This is a genomic window from Paucibacter sp. Y2R2-4 (assembly GCF_025717535.1).
GTDB lineage: Bacteria > Pseudomonadota > Gammaproteobacteria > Burkholderiales > Burkholderiaceae_C > Paucibacter_A.
Genome location: NZ_JAJIRO010000001.1, coordinates 1,256,345 through 1,274,088 on the forward strand (window position 1 = coordinate 1,256,345; position 17,744 = coordinate 1,274,088).

Annotated in this window: 11 protein-coding genes and 1 tRNA gene; 8 read left to right on the forward strand and 4 right to left on the reverse strand. The window is 62.9% G+C overall.

All coding sequences use genetic code 11. The features are described from left to right. The first annotated feature begins 14 nt into the window (after nt 1–14). Both LNV06_RS05435 and LNV06_RS05440 read left to right on the forward strand, forming a co-directional pair. Entirely contained in the window at nt 15–4,544 is a 4,530-nt protein-coding gene (locus LNV06_RS05435) for a translocation/assembly module TamB domain-containing protein (protein ID WP_263537193.1), read from the forward strand. Nucleotides 4,545–4,601: 57 nt separating this feature from the next. Beyond that, nucleotides 4,602–4,676 (forward strand) — tRNA-Arg (locus LNV06_RS05440). 69 nt (nt 4,677–4,745) lie between these two features. Here LNV06_RS05440 and LNV06_RS05445 read toward each other — a convergent pair. After that, a complete protein-coding gene (locus LNV06_RS05445) occupies nt 4,746–6,353 on the reverse strand; it encodes an ABC transporter permease (RefSeq protein ID WP_263537194.1) in 1,608 nt (535 codons plus the stop codon). A gap of 72 nt (nt 6,354–6,425) precedes the next feature. Here LNV06_RS05445 and LNV06_RS05450 point away from each other — a divergent pair, with 72 nt between their 5' ends. From LNV06_RS05450 to rocF, 5 genes are all read left to right on the forward strand, one after another. Further along, a complete protein-coding gene (locus LNV06_RS05450; protein ID WP_263537195.1) occupies nt 6,426–7,574 on the forward strand; it encodes an ABC transporter ATP-binding protein in 1,149 nt (382 codons plus the stop codon). A 202-nt stretch (nt 7,575–7,776) separates the two neighbouring features. Further along, on the forward strand, nt 7,777–9,222 hold the full coding sequence (locus LNV06_RS05455; protein ID WP_263537196.1) for a S41 family peptidase: 1,446 nt from the start codon (nt 7,777–7,779) through the stop codon (nt 9,220–9,222). A gap of 133 nt (nt 9,223–9,355) precedes the next feature. Further along, nucleotides 9,356–10,135, forward strand: coding sequence for a HesA/MoeB/ThiF family protein (locus tag LNV06_RS05460; RefSeq protein ID WP_263537197.1), 780 nt, complete (start codon nt 9,356–9,358; stop codon nt 10,133–10,135). Between the two features lie 140 nt (nt 10,136–10,275). Continuing rightward, on the forward strand, nt 10,276–11,163 hold the full coding sequence (locus LNV06_RS05465) for an LOG family protein (RefSeq protein WP_263537198.1): 888 nt from the start codon (nt 10,276–10,278) through the stop codon (nt 11,161–11,163). 31 nt (nt 11,164–11,194) lie between these two features. Beyond that, on the forward strand, nt 11,195–12,115 hold the full coding sequence (gene rocF, locus LNV06_RS05470) for an arginase (protein ID WP_263537199.1): 921 nt from the start codon (nt 11,195–11,197) through the stop codon (nt 12,113–12,115). A 28-nt stretch (nt 12,116–12,143) separates the two neighbouring features. Here the strand turns inward: rocF and LNV06_RS05475 are convergent, their stop codons facing one another. Beyond that, nucleotides 12,144–12,950 carry a DUF429 domain-containing protein gene (locus tag LNV06_RS05475; protein WP_263537200.1) on the reverse strand — a complete coding sequence of 269 codons (807 nt, stop codon included), beginning with the start codon at nt 12,948–12,950 and terminating at the stop codon, nt 12,144–12,146. A gap of 75 nt (nt 12,951–13,025) precedes the next feature. On the opposite strand from LNV06_RS05475, the gene LNV06_RS05480 reads away from it, so the two are divergent. Beyond that, nucleotides 13,026–14,522, forward strand: coding sequence for a S10 family peptidase (locus LNV06_RS05480; protein ID WP_263537201.1), 1,497 nt, complete (start codon nt 13,026–13,028; stop codon nt 14,520–14,522). An 85-nt stretch (nt 14,523–14,607) separates the two neighbouring features. Here the strand turns inward: LNV06_RS05480 and LNV06_RS05485 are convergent, their stop codons facing one another. Both LNV06_RS05485 and LNV06_RS22545 read right to left on the reverse strand, forming a co-directional pair. Continuing rightward, nucleotides 14,608–16,071: a sensor histidine kinase gene (locus LNV06_RS05485; RefSeq protein WP_263537202.1), complete on the reverse strand. Its 1,464-nt coding sequence runs from the start codon at nt 16,069–16,071 to the stop codon at nt 14,608–14,610. Nucleotides 16,072–16,178: 107 nt separating this feature from the next. Next, entirely contained in the window at nt 16,179–17,732 is a 1,554-nt protein-coding gene (locus tag LNV06_RS22545) for a methyl-accepting chemotaxis protein (protein ID WP_318013439.1), read from the reverse strand. Nucleotides 17,733–17,744: the final 12 nt, after the last annotated feature.

A 17,744-nucleotide genomic window follows, 5' to 3' on the forward strand; every position in this document is an offset into this window, starting at 1 on the left:
CCACGCCCTCTCCCATGCAAGACGCACCCGACGCCGCCCCAGACGACGCTTCGAAGCTGCCAGACTCCGGGGTGCCCGGAGAGGCAGCCTCCCCGCCAAACAGCCCCAGCAAGAAAGTCCCGCTGTGGCGCCGTGGTCCCGGCCTGCTGCCCAGCATCCTGGCCCTGCCCCTGCTCGGTGGCGCCTTGGGCTGCGGACTTTGGTGGGGTGTCGCCACCCAAGCCGGCACCACATGGCTGTTGCAAAACGTGCCCGGCCTTCAAGTGACGCAGCCGCAAGGCAGCTTGATTGGGGACTTTTCGGCCCAGCATCTCAGCTATGTGCTGCCGGGCTCGCAAGACAGGCTCGACTTTGAAGACTTGCGTTGGCGCGGCCTGTCGCTACGCTGGAACCGCTCGCCCCATCTGTGGGCCGATTTGCATATCGATCAGTTACAGCTGCGCCGCCTGCAAGTGCATCTGGAGCCGAGCACCGAGCCGACTCACGCCCCCAGCGACCTGAAGCTGCCGATTGGGGTTCAGATCGAGCGCCTGCAAGCGGCTGAGGTCCTAATCCCGAGCGCCAGTGACAAGGCTTTGCGCGATCTGCAAGGCAGTGTGCAGCTCAGCGCCCAAGGCGGGGCCGAGCATCAGATCCAACTGGACCGTCTGCACTGGGACTTGCTGCAACTCAGCGGCAAAGCCAGCATCAAGACCGAGGGAGAGATGGCTTTGCAAGCCCGCCTCGACCTGCGTTCCAAGGCCGACGGAGAAGAGCATTTACCTGCCTGGCAGGCCTTGATCCAAGCGCAGGGGCCGCTGCAAACCCTGGCCCTCCAGGCCGATCTGCAAGCCGAATCTCAAGAGCTGCAAGCTCAGGCCCAGGTGCAGCCCTTTGCGGATTGGCCCTTGCCGCACTTGCAAGTCAAAACCCAAAAGCTGGACCTCTCTGCGCTGGTCTCAGGCCTGCCGCGCACCAGCTTGAGCGGCCAGGCCGAGTTACAAGCCCAGGCGCCAAACTCAGGCTCAAAACAAGGCAGCCAGAGCCTGGACATCAAAAGCCAGCTGAGCAACAGCCTGGCCGGCCGCTGGAACGAGCAATTGCTGCCGGTGCGAGCCTTGAATCTGGATCTGAGTTTTGCGCCCGGCGATCCAGCGGCCTTGAGCGTCAAGCAGTTGGAGCTGCTGCTGGGCAGCACGCAGCAACCCGCGGGCCGGGTGCATGCCAAAGGCCAGAGCAGCAAGGAAAAAGGCAGTGCACTGACGATTGCCATCAGCGATTTGAACAGTGAGGCGCTGGACGCCCGCGCGGGTGCACTGCAGTTGGCCGGTGAGATTGAGCTCAGCACCGCCGAGCCCGTCAACCAGTTGGGGGCACAAGGCCTGCCGCCCGCTCATTTGAAAATTGTGGCCAAACTTGAGGGTCGGCTGCAAGGCATGGCGAAAGCGAACGGCGGCAAGCCTGGCGCGGCATCAAGCATGAATTCCGCTTCCGCCTCGGCTTTGTTGCCGAGCTCGGCCCCCTTGAGCTTGAATGCGCTGGCCCAAGTCTCGGCTACCGAGATGACGCTGCAAAGTTTCAAGCTGCGTTTTGACGACGCGGCTCTGGAGATGAGCGGTCAGCTGGCCCTCAAACAAGCCGCCAGTCTGGCCCAGGGCTGGCAAGCGCAGGCCAAGGCGCAAGCCCAAGTGCCGGACCTGCGCCGCCTCTGGCGCGGCAAGGAAGACAGCGCCTGGCAGCAAAACGTGCAAGCGCTGTCGGCCCAGTTTGAAGCCAATCTCGAAGCCGGGCCGCTGCCGGCGGGCGGCAAAACACGAGCGCAAGACCTCTATGCCTATGCTCCGCAAGGCTCAGCGCATCTGCTGCTGATGCCAACGCAGCTGGCTGGCGTGCCTGTGAGTGCCGATGTCCGTTACACCCATCTTGAGCGCAATCAATCGCCCAAGCTGAGTGGTCTGCTGAACGCTGGCGTCAACAACCGCTTGCAAGCCCAGGGCGAACTGAGCCCCGCTGGCGAGATGCAAGCCAATGCTGATTTGCAGTTCACCGAGCTGGCGAGCTTGCAACCCTTGCTGAGCGCCTTCAGCGCCAAACCCGCCAAGGCGGCCAAGGTCGCAGCAACGCCGCAGTTGCAGGGCAGTCTGCAGGGGCAATTCAAGCTGCAAGCCGGCCTGATGCCTGCCTCGGACGAAGCGAGGAACAAAAAGACCGCCTCAGCACAGAAGACCAGCGCGAAAGCCAGCAACAGCGTGACCACGCCTTCCTGGCGTTGGCACAGCAAGGCCGAGCTGCAGGCCCGTGGACTGCAATTCGGCGGCAGCCCGGGGCTACAGGCCTTGACGCTAGGCTCCGCCGACCTGCAATGGGATGTGGACAGCGCTCATGAGGCGCCCTTGGAACTGCGTGCCCGCCTGGATCAGCTCAGCGGCAAAGACTGGAAACTGCCCAGCGCCAGCGCCAACTGGACCGGCAGCTGGGCCAAGCACCGCCTCGAGCTGCAGGCCATGGCCGAGGGCAAGATGCCCAGCGCCTTGATCCCGCCCGGCCAGCCGACCGAGCAACTGCTGCGCGGCCCGCTAGCGCTGAGTCTGAACGGCGGGCTGAGTGCAGCCCCCAACCTGGCTTGGCGCGAGGGCACCCAATGGCTGCTCAGCGACATCAAGCTGCTGGCTCAGCCGCAACCCGCCACACCCAAAGCGGCCACCGCCGCAAGCAGCCCCGACGTAGCCAAGAATGAGCGGGTCAAGGGCCCTTGGCTGAAAGCACAGAACCTCAAGCTGGCCCTGGAGCTGGGTCCACTTGCGCAGCCCAAGCAGCTGCAGATTGAACCGGGCCGGCTTGAAGTCCTGGGCGCCGGCCTGAGTTGGAAGCAGCTGCAATGGGCCTCGGCAGGTCGAGATGCACAGCCCGGCAAGGGTCTGAACGACGAGTTCAATGTCGATCTGCGCCTAGAACCCCTGGCCGTGGCACCGCTGTTGGCGCGCTGGCAGCCCGACTTCGGCTGGAGCGGCGATCTGGTCGTCGTCGGCCACGCCCAGGTGCGCAGCGCGCCGCAGTTCCAAGTTGACGTGGCGCTAGAGCGCAGTGGCGGCGATCTGGTCGTCAGTGACGACCGCGGCACCCAAAAGCTCGAGCTCAGCGAATTCAGGCTCGGCCTGATCGGCAGCCCGGGTGTGTGGCACCTGACCCATGCGCTGGCCGGCAGCAATGTCGGCGTGCTCGCCGCGGCCCTGACTGCCCGCAACGAGGACCCTGCGCAATGGTGGCCCAGCCCCGAATCCAAACTCGAAGGCGTGCTGGAGGCCCGGGTGGCCAACCTCAGCACTTGGGGCGCTTGGGTGCCGGCCGGCTGGCGCATGGGCGGCAGCGTCTTCACCAGCGCCAGCTTGGGCGGCCGCGTGAAGGCGCCCGAAATCAAGGGCCGCGCCGGCGGCTCCGATCTGGTCTTGCGCAACCCTTTGATGGGCGTGGACCTGCAGCGCGGCGAGTTTGCCCTCAGCCTCGACGGCGGGCAGGCCAAACTGGAGCGATTCAAAGCCTATGCCGGAGACGGCGACTTGACCGCCCAAGGCGAGTTGCAATTCGGCGCCAAGCCGCGCATCGATCTGCATCTGCTGGCCGACAAGTTTGCGGTCTTGCGCCGGGTGGACCAACGTCTGGCGGTCAATGGCCGGGTCGATGTGGCGCTGGATGCGGAGCTGATGGATGTGCAGGGCAAGCTCGATGTGCATGAAGGTTTGTTCGACTTCTCGCGCGGCAATGCGCCCGAATTGAGTGAGGACGTGACCGTGCGACGGCCGCAAGCCGACAAGCAAGAAGCCGAATCGAAAGCGGCGGCCGCCAACAAGCCGCGCGCCAAGATCAAAGTCAAAGTGGACATCGACCTGGGCAAGAAACTGCGCGTCAAAGGCTATGGCCTGGATACCTTGCTGGCCGGCAATTTGCAACTGACTCAAGCCGCGAGCGGCCCGGCCTTGCACGGGCGCATCAGCACCGAAAGCGGTACTTTTGACGCCTATGGCCAGAAGCTGGCGATCGAGAAAGGCATCATCAGTTTCAGCGGCGTGATGGACAACCCGCGCCTGGATGTGCTGGCCCTGCGACCCAGCCAAGAGGAGCAACGCGTCGGCGTCACCATCACCGGCACGGCGCAAAAGCCGCGCGTCAAGCTCTATTCCGAGCCGGCGTTGGACGAGCGCAGCACCCTGTCTTGGCTTCTGCTCGGCCGTGCACCCAGCGAATTGGGCAGCCAGGACAATGCCTTGCTCAGCAGCGCCGCTCTGGCCTTGCTCAGCGGCCAAGGTGAAAGCACCACCTCCAAACTCATCAAGTCGGTGGGTCTGGATGAGCTGTCCTTCAGCGACAGCGGGGTGGAAGCCCAAGGCACCGTGGTGCGTCTGGGTAAACAGTTATCCAAACGCTGGTATGTTGGCTATGAGCGCGGCCTGAACGCCACCACCGGCAGCTGGCAATTGGTCTACCGCCTGGCCCAGCGCTTCACGCTGCGCGCTCAGTCGGGTGACGACAATGCGCTGGACCTGATCTGGCAGTGGAAGTGGGAATGAGCGCAGGTGGTGCGTTTCGAAGTCGTGCGAGAATTCGGCCCGCCCTGAACCGGGCATCTCTCCGTAGTTCAATGGATAGAACGGCCGCCTCCTAAGCGGCAAATACAGGTTCGATTCCTGTCGGAGGGACCACTGATGGGCCTGGAGCCCAGTGGGCTCTAGGCCCATCAGTGACGCATTCAAGCGCCAGCGTCCACACCCTCAGCGCTGCCGCATCGCCCTCGAGAGCATCAGCACAGGCACCAAGCCGACCAAGACAATCGCCAGCGATGGCAAGGCCGCTTCGCCGAGCCGCTCGTCGCGCGCCAGTTGGTAGGCCACCACCGCGAGCGTGTCGCTATTGAAGGGGCGCAGCACCAGGGTTGCGGGCAACTCCTTCATCACATCGACAAACACCAGCAGCGCCGCCGCAATGGCCGAGCGCGCCAGCAGCGGCGCATGCAAGACCCGGAACAAACGGCCGCGCGAGGCGCCGAGCAGGCGCGCGGTTTCGTCCACAGTGGGCGAGATGCGGGCATAACCAGCTTCCACCGACTGCAGGGCCACACCCGAGAAGCGCACCAGATAGGCATAAATCAAACCGGTGATGGTGCCGGTGACGATGGTCGTCAGGCCCAGCTGCGGCGCATGCTGCTGCAGCCAACCCAGCGGCATCAAGATGCCCACGGCGATGACCGCGCCAGGCACCGCATAGCCCAAGGACACGACGCGCAGGGCCGACTTCAAAAGCGGCCCGCCACTGCCCATGCGTGCCGCATAGGCCAGCGCCATCGCCAGCGCCACTGCCAAGAGCGCTGAGATGCTGGCCAGTTGCAAGCTGGTCCAGGCCCATTGAGCGAAGCGCGCCAAGGGCAGGCCAAACTCGCCGTAGCGGGCCTCCAAGATCATCAGCTTCACGAGAGCCACCAGGGGCAGCACAAAGCCCAGCAAGACCGGCAGCGCGCACAGCACGATGGCTGCGACTGCGGCCCAACCGTGCAGGCGTAAAGGCCGGGCTTCGGCCGCGTGCACCGCCCCAGCGCGACTGCTGGTGAAGCGCAGCTTGGCTTGGGCGCGTCGCTCCAGCCACAGCAAACCGGCCACGGCCAGCAGCAAAACGGAGGCCAGTTGCGCAGCTGCGAGGCGGTCGTTCATCACCAGCCAAGCCTTATAGATCCCGGTGGTCAGGGTCGCCAATCCGAAGTAAGAACCCACGCCATAGTCGGCCAAGGTTTCCATCAGCGCCAAGGCCACGCCCGCCGCCAGCGCGGGGCGCGCCAAGGGCAAGGCCACCTCACGCACCCGCCGCAGCGTGCCTGCGCCAAGGATGCGTGCAGTCTCCATCAGGGTGACGCCGCGCTCCAGCAAGGCGGTGCGGGTGAGCAGATAAACGTAGGGGTAGAGGCAGAGCACAAAGAGCAGCACCGCACCCGGCAGGCTGCGTACATCGGACCACAGCGGCCCACTCGCGCCGGTGGCGGCACGTAGCCAAGTCTGCAGCGCGCCGCTGTATTGCAAGGCATCGGTGTAGGCATAAGCAGCCACATAGGCCGGCATGGCCATGGGCAAAAGCAAGGCCCACTCAAACCAAGACCGCCCCGGGAAGTCAAACAGACTGACGGCCGCCGCGGTCGCTCCGCCCAGCGCTGCCACGCCCAGCGCCACACTCAAGGACAGCAGCAGCGAGGTCCAAGCGTACTCAGGCAATACCGTCGCCCACTGATGCTGCAAGATGGCCAGCGCCTGCGTGTCCAAGGCCAACCAGGAACCGAGTACGCCGGCCACCGGCACGGCCAAAAGCAGGCAAACAACGGTGATCAGACGCAGCATGCGAGAGAAAGAGGTGAGGAGTTCAAGACGCCTGCAGCGGGCCGCCAAGGCTAACTCGCTATCATACGGGCCATGTTTCTTGCACTCGACCAGATCGGGCTGCGCTACCCCGGCAGCCCTGTTGCAAGCGCGGCGGGCACTGCGGGCTCGGTGCCCAATAAGCGCAGCGGCGCGGTAGACCACGTCAGCCTGAGCCTCTCACGCGGCCAAATTGGCGTCTTGATCGGCCCCTCCGGCTGCGGCAAAACCTCTTTACTGCGCTGTATCGCCGGGCTGGAGCGTCTGCACAGCGGCCGCATTCAAATTGCCGGCGAATCCCTGGCCGATGCAGCTCTTGGCCTGCACCTGAGCCCGGAGGCACGCCGCATCGGCATGGTCTTCCAAGACTACGCCCTCTTCCCGCATCTCTCGGTGGCGGACAACGTCGGCTTTGGCCTGCGCCACCTGAGCCGGCAGGCCCGCGAGGCACGCATCACCGAGGTCTTGGACCTGGTTGGCTTGGCCCACGCCGCCAAACGCGCGCCGCATCAGCTCTCGGGCGGGCAGCAGCAGCGCGTGGCTCTGGCGCGTGCCTTAGCGCCGGCGCCGCGCTTGCTCTTGTTGGACGAACCCTTCTCTAGCCTGGACGTGGACCTGCGCGAACACCTGTCGCAAGAGTTGCGCGCCATTTTGAAAGACAGCGGCACGACCGCCTTGTTCGTCACCCACGACCAGGCCGAAGCCTTTGCCATTGGCGATGTGGTGGGCGTGATGCACCAGGGCCGGCTCGAGCAATGGGATGCGGCCTACACCGTCTATCACCGCCCGGCGACGCGCTTTGTGGCGGACTTCATCGGCCACGGCGTGTTTGCCCCCGCCCGCATCGTGCAGGGCAGTGAGGGGCCGGAGGTGCAAACACCGGTCGGCAGCCTGATCGACGCCGAGGCTTGCGCCTTGGCCAGCGCCTACCCCGAGGGGCGCTGCGATGTGCTCTTGCGCGCCGATGACATCATTCACGACGACCTCGCGCCGGTGAAAGCGCAGATCGAACGCAAGGTGTTCCGCGGCGCGGACTTTCTCTACACCTTGCGCTTAGAAACGGGCGAGCGGCTGATGGCCCATGTGCCCTCGCACCACGACCATCAGGTCGGCGAGTGGATAGGCATACGGGCCCATGTGGACCATGTGGTGACCTTCCCGCAAAGGCCTGCCGAGCCCGCGATGTCGGGCAGCCCAAAGTAAAGCCACGGTAAAGACGGCGCTTTCGTCTCTTTGTGCACTTGAATCCAAGGATTTGGGGCGCCAAATGGGGGTGTCTACTCACTTTGCGCACCAAGGGCACGCTTATACTGGGCCTGCGATTTTCCGTCCCGCAAACGGGCTGGAAGCCGCGCAAATGCTGGAGACAGCCGATTTTTTCCGACCGATAGGACAGGCAAGCATCATGAGTGCCAAATTGAAAGTTGCAGGCTGGCTGGCCCTGGGTGCCGTAGCCGGCGCGCTGACCACGATGCAATTGCAAGCGAACGCCCGCAGCAGCTTGTCGCCACTGCCGCTCGAAGAGTTGCAGCAACTCGCCGCGGTCTTCGGCATGGTCAAGTCTGACTATGTCGAGCCGGTAGACGAGAAGAAGCTGATCAACGATGCCATCGCCGGCATGGTGTCGGGCCTAGATCCGCACTCGCAGTTTTTCGACAAGAAGAACTTCAAAGAATTCCGTGAAGGCACGACCGGCAAGTTTGTCGGCGTCGGCATCGAAATCGGCATGGAAGACGGTCTGGTCAAGATCGTGTCGCCGATTGAGGGCTCGCCCGCCTTCCGCGCCGGTCTCAAGAGCGGCGACCTGATCAGCAAGATCGACGACACCTTGGTACGCGGCCTCGGCCTGGACCAAGCCGTCAAGCGCATGCGCGGTGAGTTGAACACCAAGGTTCAACTCACCATCTACCGCAAGAGCGAGAACCGCACCTTCCCGGTCACCATCGTGCGCGAAGAGATCCACAACCGTAGCGTGCGTGGCAAGGTCTTGGAGCCTGGCTATGCTTGGTTGCGCGTCAGCCAGTTCCAAGACAGCACGGTGGAAGACTTCGCCAAGAAGCTGGAAGAGATCTACAAGCAAGAGCCCAATCTGAAGGGCTTGGTGCTGGACCTGCGCAATGACCCGGGCGGTTTGCTGGAGGCCTCCGTGGCAATCTCCGCCGCCTTCTTGCCCAAAGACCTCGAAGTGGTCAGCACCAATGGCCAGATCGCAGACTCCAAGGCCAGCTTCAAGGCCAGCCCTGACTACTATCTGCGCCGCGGCGGCAACGACCCCTTGAAGAAGCTACCGGCTGCCTTGAAGAAAGTGCCGCTGATCGTGCTGGTGAACGAAGGCTCGGCCTCAGCCAGCGAAATCGTCGCCGGCGCCCTGCAAGACCACAAGCGTGCCACCATCATGGGTGCCCAGACCTTCGGCAAGGGCTCGGTACAAACCGTGCGCCAACTGGGCCCGGACACCGCGCTGAAGATCACCACCGCGCGCTACTACACGCCGAGCGGCCGCTCCATCCAGGCCACCGGCATCGTGCCCGATGTCTTGTTGGACGAGACCGCCGAGGGCAATGTCTTCGCCGCGCTTCGTACCCGCGAAGCCGATCTGGAGAAACACCTGGGCGGCAAGGATGAAGTCAAAGACGAAGCCGCTGACAAGGCCCGCGAAAAGGCCCGCGAAGAAGCGCGCCTGAAGTTGGAGGCCGAATTCGCCAAGCGCAATGAGCCGCCCAAGCCCTTGCCCGAGTTCGGCAGCGCCGAAGACTTCCAGCTGTCCCAGGCCCTGAACCAGTTCAAGGGCAAGCCGGTGCTGGTCTCCAAGACTGCCGTGGAACGCAAGGCCGAAGCCAAGGTCGAGTAAGGCCGCAAAGGCCAACAGCCTCGCGCAAGACCTGACCCCACCGCAGCACACAGCAGCCCGCTCCTTCAGCGGGCTGTTTTGTTTTGGGCCGATTATTTGTGACGAATTTTGGTGAAGGGCTATGCTTCTGCCCATGAACGATATGCAGTTGCTGCGCTATTCGCGCCATATTTTGTTAGACGAGATTGGCATCGAAGGCCAGCAACGCCTCTTGCAGTCACGCGCCCTGATCATTGGCGCCGGCGGCCTGGGTTCACCGGCCGCGCTCTACTTGGGCACAGCTGGCGTCGGCCAGATCACCTTGGTCGACGATGACGAGGTGGACCTGACCAATCTGCAGCGCCAAATTGCGCATGCGCAAGACCGCATCGGCAGCCCCAAGGTGGAATCCGCCGCCATCGCCATGCGCGCCATCAACCCGGACCTGAACATCCACACGGTGAAGGCTCGAGCCGATGCCGCACTGTTGGCGCAACTGGTGAGCCAAGCCGATGTGGTGCTGGACTGCAGCGACAACTTCGCCACCCGCCAAGCCGTCAACCGCGCCTGTGTTCAGCAGGCCAAGCCCTTGGTGGCCGGTGCGGCGATCGGCTTCGATGGGCAGATCAGCGTTTATGACCGCCGCCAAACAGGCGCACCCTGCTACGCCTGCCTGTTCCCGCCTGACACTGCCATGGAAGAGGCCCGCTGCGCCACCATGGGCGTGTTTGCGCCGCTGGTGGGCATCATCGGCTGCATGCAAGCGGCCGAGGCTTTGAAGCTGCTGCTGGGCATGCCCGACAGCCTGGCGGGACGCTTGCAAATCTTGGACGCGCGGCGCATGGAGTGGAGTGAGATCCGCGCCCAACAAGACCCGCAATGCAGCGTATGCGGCCCCAATGCCGACCACGGCTCTCACATCAGCACCGAATGAAATTTTGAATTGCAGCAAAATTCCGAACAGAATCCTAAGCCGCCTCTCGTAAGCTGCGGCCGAGCCCTCGAAACTGCGCCGCTTCTCGGTTTTTTCTTTCGTCCGTCCCTTCTTCAACGCCAGGCGCCCGCCACGACACCATGAGCCACAAGCGCAAACAGCTGACCGCACGCAACTTCCCCAGCGCCAAGGAAGAAACCGAAGCCCTCGCCCCGCAACCGAACTATGACCAGCCGGGCAGCGCCTACCGCCTCGCCTTTGACGACAGCGAATTCCTGCTGCGCGAGGAACTGCGGCCGGTGCGCATGCAGCTAGAACTGCTCAAGCCCGAGCTGGTACAGCAGGAGCTTGGCATCACTGCCACCATCGTGATGTTCGGTAGCGCCCGCATCCCCTCGCAAGAAAAGGCGCAGGCCTTGGTCGAGCAAGCGCGCAAGGGCGCCGACGCCGAGGCGCTGAAGCGCGCCGAGATGCAGCTGACGATGAGCCACTACTACGAAGAGGCGCGGCGCTTTGCCAGCATCGTCACCCGCGTTTCCAGCGAACGCGACAACCCGATTTATGTGGTGACCGGCGGTGGCCCCGGCATCATGGAGGCCGGCAATCGCGGTGCCTACGAAGTGGGCGGCAAGAGCATAGGTTTAAACATCGTGCTGCCTCATGAGCAGCACCCCAACCCCTACATCACGCCGGAGCTGTGCTTCCGCTTCCACTACTTTGCGCTGCGCAAGATGCACTTTCTGATGCGCTCGGTGGCGCTGGTGTGCTTCCCCGGCGGCTTCGGCACGCTGGACGAGTTGTTCGAGACCATGACCTTGATCCAGACCGGCAAATGCCGGCCGCGCCCCATTTTGATGTTCGGCCGCGAGTTCTGGACCCGGCTGATCAATTTCGAAGTTTTGATCGAAACCGGCATGATCAGCCCCGGCGACGAGAAACTCTTCCACTTCGTCGACACCGCCGAGCAAGCCTGGGCTCTGCTGGAATCCGAATACGACATGAACCCCGGCGCGAACAACGCCGAGTAACGACACAAAGCAACAAGGAAGGACGACGGCCATGACCGCATTGAGACAAGTTTCCCTGATTGGCGCACCGACCGACATCGGTGCCGGCGCACGCGGCGCCAGCATGGGCCCCGAAGCCATGCGTGTGGCCGACCTGGCAGCCGCCTTGCAAGGCCACGGTGTTGACGTTGTGGACCGCGGCAATCTGAGCGGCCCCTCCAACCCCTGGCTGCCGCCGGTCGACGGCTACCGCCATCTGAACGAAGTCACCGCCTGGAATCAGTCCGTGCACGACGCGGTCTACGCCGAGCTGAAGACCGGCCGCATGCCCATCTTGCTGGGCGGCGACCATTGCCTGGGCCTGGGATCGATCAGCGCCGTGGCCCGTCATTGCCGCGACACCGGCAAGAAGCTGCGCGTGCTCTGGCTGGATGCCCATGCGGACTTCAACACCAGCGCCCTCACCCCCAGCGGCAATATCCACGGCATGCCGGTGGCCTGCTTGTGCGGTTTCGGCCCGCAGCAGTTGATCGAGATCGGCGGCAAGGTGCCGGCCATCAGCCCCAAGTGGGTGCGCCAGATCGGCATCCGCAGCGTTGATGCGGGCGAGAAGCGCTTCGTCAATGAGCAGGAGCTGGAAGTCTTTGACATGCGCTACATCGACGAGATGGGCATGCGTCACACCATGGAGTTAGCCCTGGCCACGCTGGACGCCAACACCCATCTGCACGTCAGCTTCGACGTCGACTTCCTGGACCCCGACATCGCCCCCGGCGTGGGCACCACCGTGCCCGGCGGCCCCACCTACCGCGAAGCCCAGCTCTGCATGGAAATGATTGCCGACACCGGCTATCTGGCCTCGCTCGACGTGATGGAGCTGAACCCAGCGCTGGACTTGCAAAACAAGACTGCCAAGGTGGCAGTGGACTTGATTGAATCCTTGTTTGGCAAATCAACCTTGATGAGAAAGTGAGTTTGCCCAGCCTGCGGCAGACGGCAAATCAAGCACTCACGATCCATCCCTCCAAAGGATCGATGGCCGCGGGCAAGCCGAAGTTCGGCTGCCTGCTGGCCCAGGCGGCCTGCATCAGGCATAAGACTGCATCCAAGCGGTCTCCACGCGCATCATCAATCAAGAGCTCACGCTGGGCATGACTGAGCTTCAGGCGCAGTCCCAGACGGCTGCGGCCCTGCTCTAGCGCATCGATCAGGTCTTTGCGGGCGATCAAGCGCTCCGGCGTTTGCTTGGCCTTGTCATCGCTTTTGTAGCTGCGCCGCCCCAAGATCTCACGAGCCAAGAGACCCGGATAGGCTTCCAAGGCGAGCTTGCTTGGATCTCTGCCCTGATGCAGACCGGGCAATGTGGCGCCCGCCTGCAACAAGAGCGGCACGCCGGCGTGAAGCATATAGGCCACCGGCGGATTGACCCACTTCATGCTGGGAGATGAGCCCGCCGGCCCATCGCAGGCGCGATGCGCGAACTTGGCACCGACCGGCCGGCCAGCGCAGAAGGCGGCAAACAAGCGACGAATCTCCTCACGCGGCAGCTGGGTGTAGTGCTGCATCAGGGCCGCCCACTGCTGCGGCCAGCCGAGATGCTCCACCAGTTCTCTGGGCAGACCGAAGGGAAGGTCGAAACCGCCAATCCAAGCTGCCGGTTCAAGCAGAAATGCCCCGAACTCATCCAAGCTGGCAAAGCTCTGGATTTGTTCCAGACGCAAGACCTGACCCTGCGCCCCTTGAAGCTCACCCAATGCGGCCACAATGGACTTGCGCTGGCTCGGTGCGCTGCTGAAATCCACCCCCATAAGAGGTGGGCTGTGTTTTGTCGGGCTAGAGTGCATGCTCGCCAATGTAGCCTTGAACATCTTTGGAGACAGACCATGGCCGAACCCGAAGCCAAGCCCGACGCCGACAAGAACAGCCGCAACGAGAGCAGCGAGCCCACGGTGGAGCGCCTGGTCAGTACCGATCACAAGATTCAAATCGGCAAGAAGACGCTCGAGTACACCGCCACCTGCGGCACCTTGCTCTTGCGGGAGGTTGACGCCAAGAATGGCGAACACAAAGGCAAGAAGACACGCGCTTCGGTTTTCTTCATCGCCTACACCTTGAAGACCAAGCAAAAGACCGAGCGCCGCCCGCTCACCTTCAGCTTCAACGGTGGGCCGGGCTCCAGCAGCGTCTGGCTGCATCTGGGTCTGCTGGGTCCGCAACGGGTGCCCACCGACGAGATGGGCCAATGCGGACAGCCTCCCTACGACTTGTGCACTAACGAGTTCACGCTGCTGACCGAGTCTGACCTGGTCTTCATCGACCCGGTGGGCACAGGCCACTCGCGCGTGGCCGAAGGAGAGAAAGTAGCCGAGTACCACGAGTACCAGCGTGATCTGGATTCGGTCGGCGAGTTCATCCGCCTCTACCTCAGCCGCAACGGCCGTTGGTCCTCGCCCAAATACTTGATTGGCGAGAGCTATGGCACCACCCGTGCAGCCGGGCTTTCGCGCCATTTGCAGGAAAAGCACAACATCCATCTGAACGGCCTGATGCTGGTCTCGATGGCGGTGGACTTCCAGACCCTAAGCTTTGATCATGGCAATGAATTGCCCTACCCGCTTTACCTGCCCACCTATGCCGCTACTGCTTGGTACCACAAGGCCTTGAAGCCAGCGCAGCAAAAGAAGCCGGTGGCCGAAGTGGTCGCCGAGGCCGAGGCGTTTGCCAATGGCGACTATTGGGTGGCGCTGATGCAGGGCTCGCGCCTGAGCGCCGAGCAACGCCAGAAAATTGCAGAGAAGCTCTCGCTGTACAGCGGCCTGAGCAGCGCCTATTTGCTGCGCAGCGATTTGCGACCCACGGAGTTCCGCTTCTTCAAGGAGCTGCTGCGCGAGCGCGGCCAAACCGTGGGTCGCTTGGACAGCCGCTTCCTGGGCCTGGACCGCGATGATGCTGGCGAGCACCCAGAAGAGGACGCCGGCATGAACAATCTGGTGGGCGCCTATGCGGTCGGCATCAACCGACTGCTGCACGAGACCTTGAAGTTCGACAGTGACGCGCCCTATCTGGTGATGGCGCCACTGTGGAACACCTGGAGTTGGAAGGGCTTTGAGAACAAGTATGTGAACGTGGGCGACAGCCTGCGCCGCGCCATGCATGCCAACCCCAGCATGCGCATTTATGTGGCCAGCGGCTATTACGACCTGGCCACGCCGCATGCGGCCGGCGACTACACCCTCAGCCACCTGGGCCTGCGCGACAGCTTGCAAAGCAATATCAGCGTGAGCTACTTTGAGGCCGGCCACATGATGTACATCCACCCGCCTTCGCTGGCCCGCATGGCGGCCGAGTTGCGCGACTTTGTGCGCGCCAGCCCGCTCTAAGCTCGCCTGAGCCGGGGCATCGCAGGCAGATTGAGTCACAGGGCCAATGCTCACGAGGGCGAGGCCTGACGAGCCCCCAAACGCTTCAGAGCTTTGGCGGGCGTTCGTGCAGCGGCGGGGCCACACGCGGCAAAGTGATCAAGAACTGCGTGCCCTGCCCCAGCTGGCTGCGCACCTGCACCTGGCCGCCCAGAGTGTGAGTCAGCAGTTGATGGACCCTGTTCAAACCCAGCCCGCTGCCTCCAGCATGGCGCAGGGTGGTGAAGAAGGGATCGAACACCTTGTCCAAATGTTCGGGCGCAATGCCGCGGCCCTTGTCCGTGATCGACATCTCCAGTTGTTCGCCCACCTGCGAGACCTCAATTGCGACCGAGCCCGGGGTCCCCTCTTCGAAGGCATGACGCTGCGCGTTCAAGAGCAATTGAGTCAGGGCCTGGGCCAATGCACCGGGATAACTGTCCATCTCAATGCCATCTGGGCAGCGCACTTCAATCTGCATGGCGCTGCGCTTGAGTTCGCTTTGCAGACTTTGAATGAGCTCCAAAAGATAGGTGCGCAAGCGAAACTTACGACGGGCTTCGCCGGTCTGATCGACCGCCACCTGCTCCAAGCTGCGCATCAGCTGCTCAACCGCCTTGGCGTTGGAGGCCAGCAATTCGCTGCTTGACGCGGCCTGCTGCAAATAGTCTTGCATCACCTCGTTCGTGACAGGTCCGGCGGCCATCTGCTGGCTGAGCGCTTGGCTGGCACGCTGCAAGTCGGTGGCGCAGCTCAAGCTGCTGGCCACCGGCGTTTTGATCTCATGCGCCATCCCCGCTGCCAGCCTGCCCAGGCTGGCCAAGCGTTCGGACTGCAGCAGCGCCTCCGAGGTGGCGGCCAGTTGGGTGAACACCTGTTCTGTCGGACGCAAGACCGCCCGGCGGATCATCACAAAAAAGCTCACCATGCCAGCCAGAATTCCGAGTCCCAAACCCAGCATGGCCAGCAGCAGCGCCTGCTTGGCACTGGCCTTGGCTTCGGCATCGGTGCGCTTGGCTCTTTGGACGGCCCGGTCCGCGATGACATCCAAAGCAGCGAGCAAGTGTCGATCGGCGCCACGAATTGAGGCATCAACCCTTTGCGGGCGGAAGCCATCGGCTTCAAACCTCACTTTGGCTTGGGCATACACCTGGCCCAGGGCATGGTGCGCTTGAATCGCAGCAAAAATATCCGGCCGGTCTTCCTCCGCTGCAGCATCAAACATGGCTTGCAGGCCGGCCTGCACCGCCTGCTCATGCGATTGCACGGTCAGCCAATGTTCGGCGGAGCTGCTGCTATCGCTGCTGCGCAACAGCAGGTTTTTCCACTCCTGCACCTGCCATTTGAATTCGATGGCCACTTCGAGCGCGCGCTCGGCACGCTCATGGTCGGGCAAAGCCTCTAGGTTAAAACGCTCCAGCGCTTGCAAAAGGCCATGAGCGCCATACACGGTCGCGCCCGCAATCAGGCCGAAGGCCAAGGCGGCAATCAGCAACAGATTTCGAAAAATCCGCCGAGCTTCGTGACTCATGGCCAGGGCTCACTCGACTCAGGGCGATTCTTGTTGAAGGGCGCTAGATGCCGCTGGCTGCCGCTTGATGCCGCTCTATGCCGCTCTATGACGCTTCAGGCCGGGCGTCAGAGCTTGAAGACCGCCACCGATTTGGCCAACTCGTCGGCCTGAGTCTGCAGGCTTTGCGCCGCCGCCGCCGACTGTTCCACCAGGGCCGCGTTTTGTTGGGTCATGGTGTCGAGCTGGCTGATCGCCTGGCCAATCTGGCCGATGCCGGTGCTTTGTTCCGCAGTGGCATGGCTGATCTCGGCCACGATACTGCCCACCCGCCCGATCGAGGCAATCACCTCCTGCATGGTGCCACCGGCACGCTCCACCAAGGCCGCACCGGCCTCCACGCTTTCGCTGCTGGCGGTGATCAAACCCTTGATCTCTTTGGCGGCCTCGGCCGAGCGCTGCGCCAAGGAGCGCACCTCGCTGGCTACCACCGCGAAGCCTCGGCCTTGTTCGCCCGCGCGTGCGGCTTCCACCGCCGCGTTCAGCGCCAAGATATTGGTCTGGAAGGCAATGCCGTCAATGGTGGAGATGATGTCGCTGATCTTGTTGGACGAAGCACTGATGCGGCTCATGGTGCTGACCACTTCGCCCACCACATCGCCACCACGCTGGGCCACACTGGCCGCCTCGCTGGCGAGCTGATTCGCTTGCCGGGCTGATTCGGCATTGTGTTTGACGCTGGCCGTCAGTTGCTCCATCGCCGAAGCGGTTTCTTCCAAATTAGATGCAGCCTGCTCGGTGCGATGACTCAAATCATGGCCGCCCGCCGCCACCTCGGCCGAGGCCGTCGCAATGCTGTCGGTGGCATTGCGCACATTGCCCACCACCTCGCGCAAAGAGTCCTGCATGGCCTTGACGCCACGCATCAAATCACCAGTTTCGCTCTTGCCGCGCGGAACGATGGATTCACTCAAGTCTTGACCGGCAATGCGTTCGGCAGAGCTTTGCAGCTCACTCAGCGGTTGCAAGATCGACCGGATGTTGAAGAGCGTGTAAAACCCGATCAGCACCAAACTGCCCACCACAATCAGCATCAAGCTCAGCCGGATCTTTTTCTCATGGGCAGCGATTTCCGCGATGCCCTCATCTGAATCTTTGTCGATGGCCACCACCAGTTCAGCCAACTTTTCTTCCAAGGGGCGTATCGCCTTCTTCGCCGCGCCCAGCGCCTTGTTGGCTTCTGCAGGGTCGCTGAAGGCCTTCTCGCCGACCTTGTTCATGAAGGGCTCCATTTCGGCCCGGTATTGCTTCAAGCCCGCCTCAATTGCTTTCATCAGCTCGCGCTCGATCGGCGGCAGATCCAGCTTCTCCATGTCCTGCTCGGCTTTCAGAAACTTGTCGTAAGACTTGGCCCAGTCGGCGCGGTACTTCGCGATGGCCGTGCTGTCTTCAAGATTGATGACCATGTCTTTTTCATAACGCCGCAAATTGCCGGCTTCGGCCCGCAGCACCGAGACATAGACCAAGGATTGGTTATCGTTATCGACAAAATGCTTGAAGGCCGCCGTGGACTCGTTGAGGCTGTACAAACCCATACCGCCCACCAGCAACAAGGCCAGCATTGACACTGTGGCCAAGGCATACAAGCGGGCGCGTACCGTGAAATCCTGAAGATTCAGCATCGTCGGCTCCTG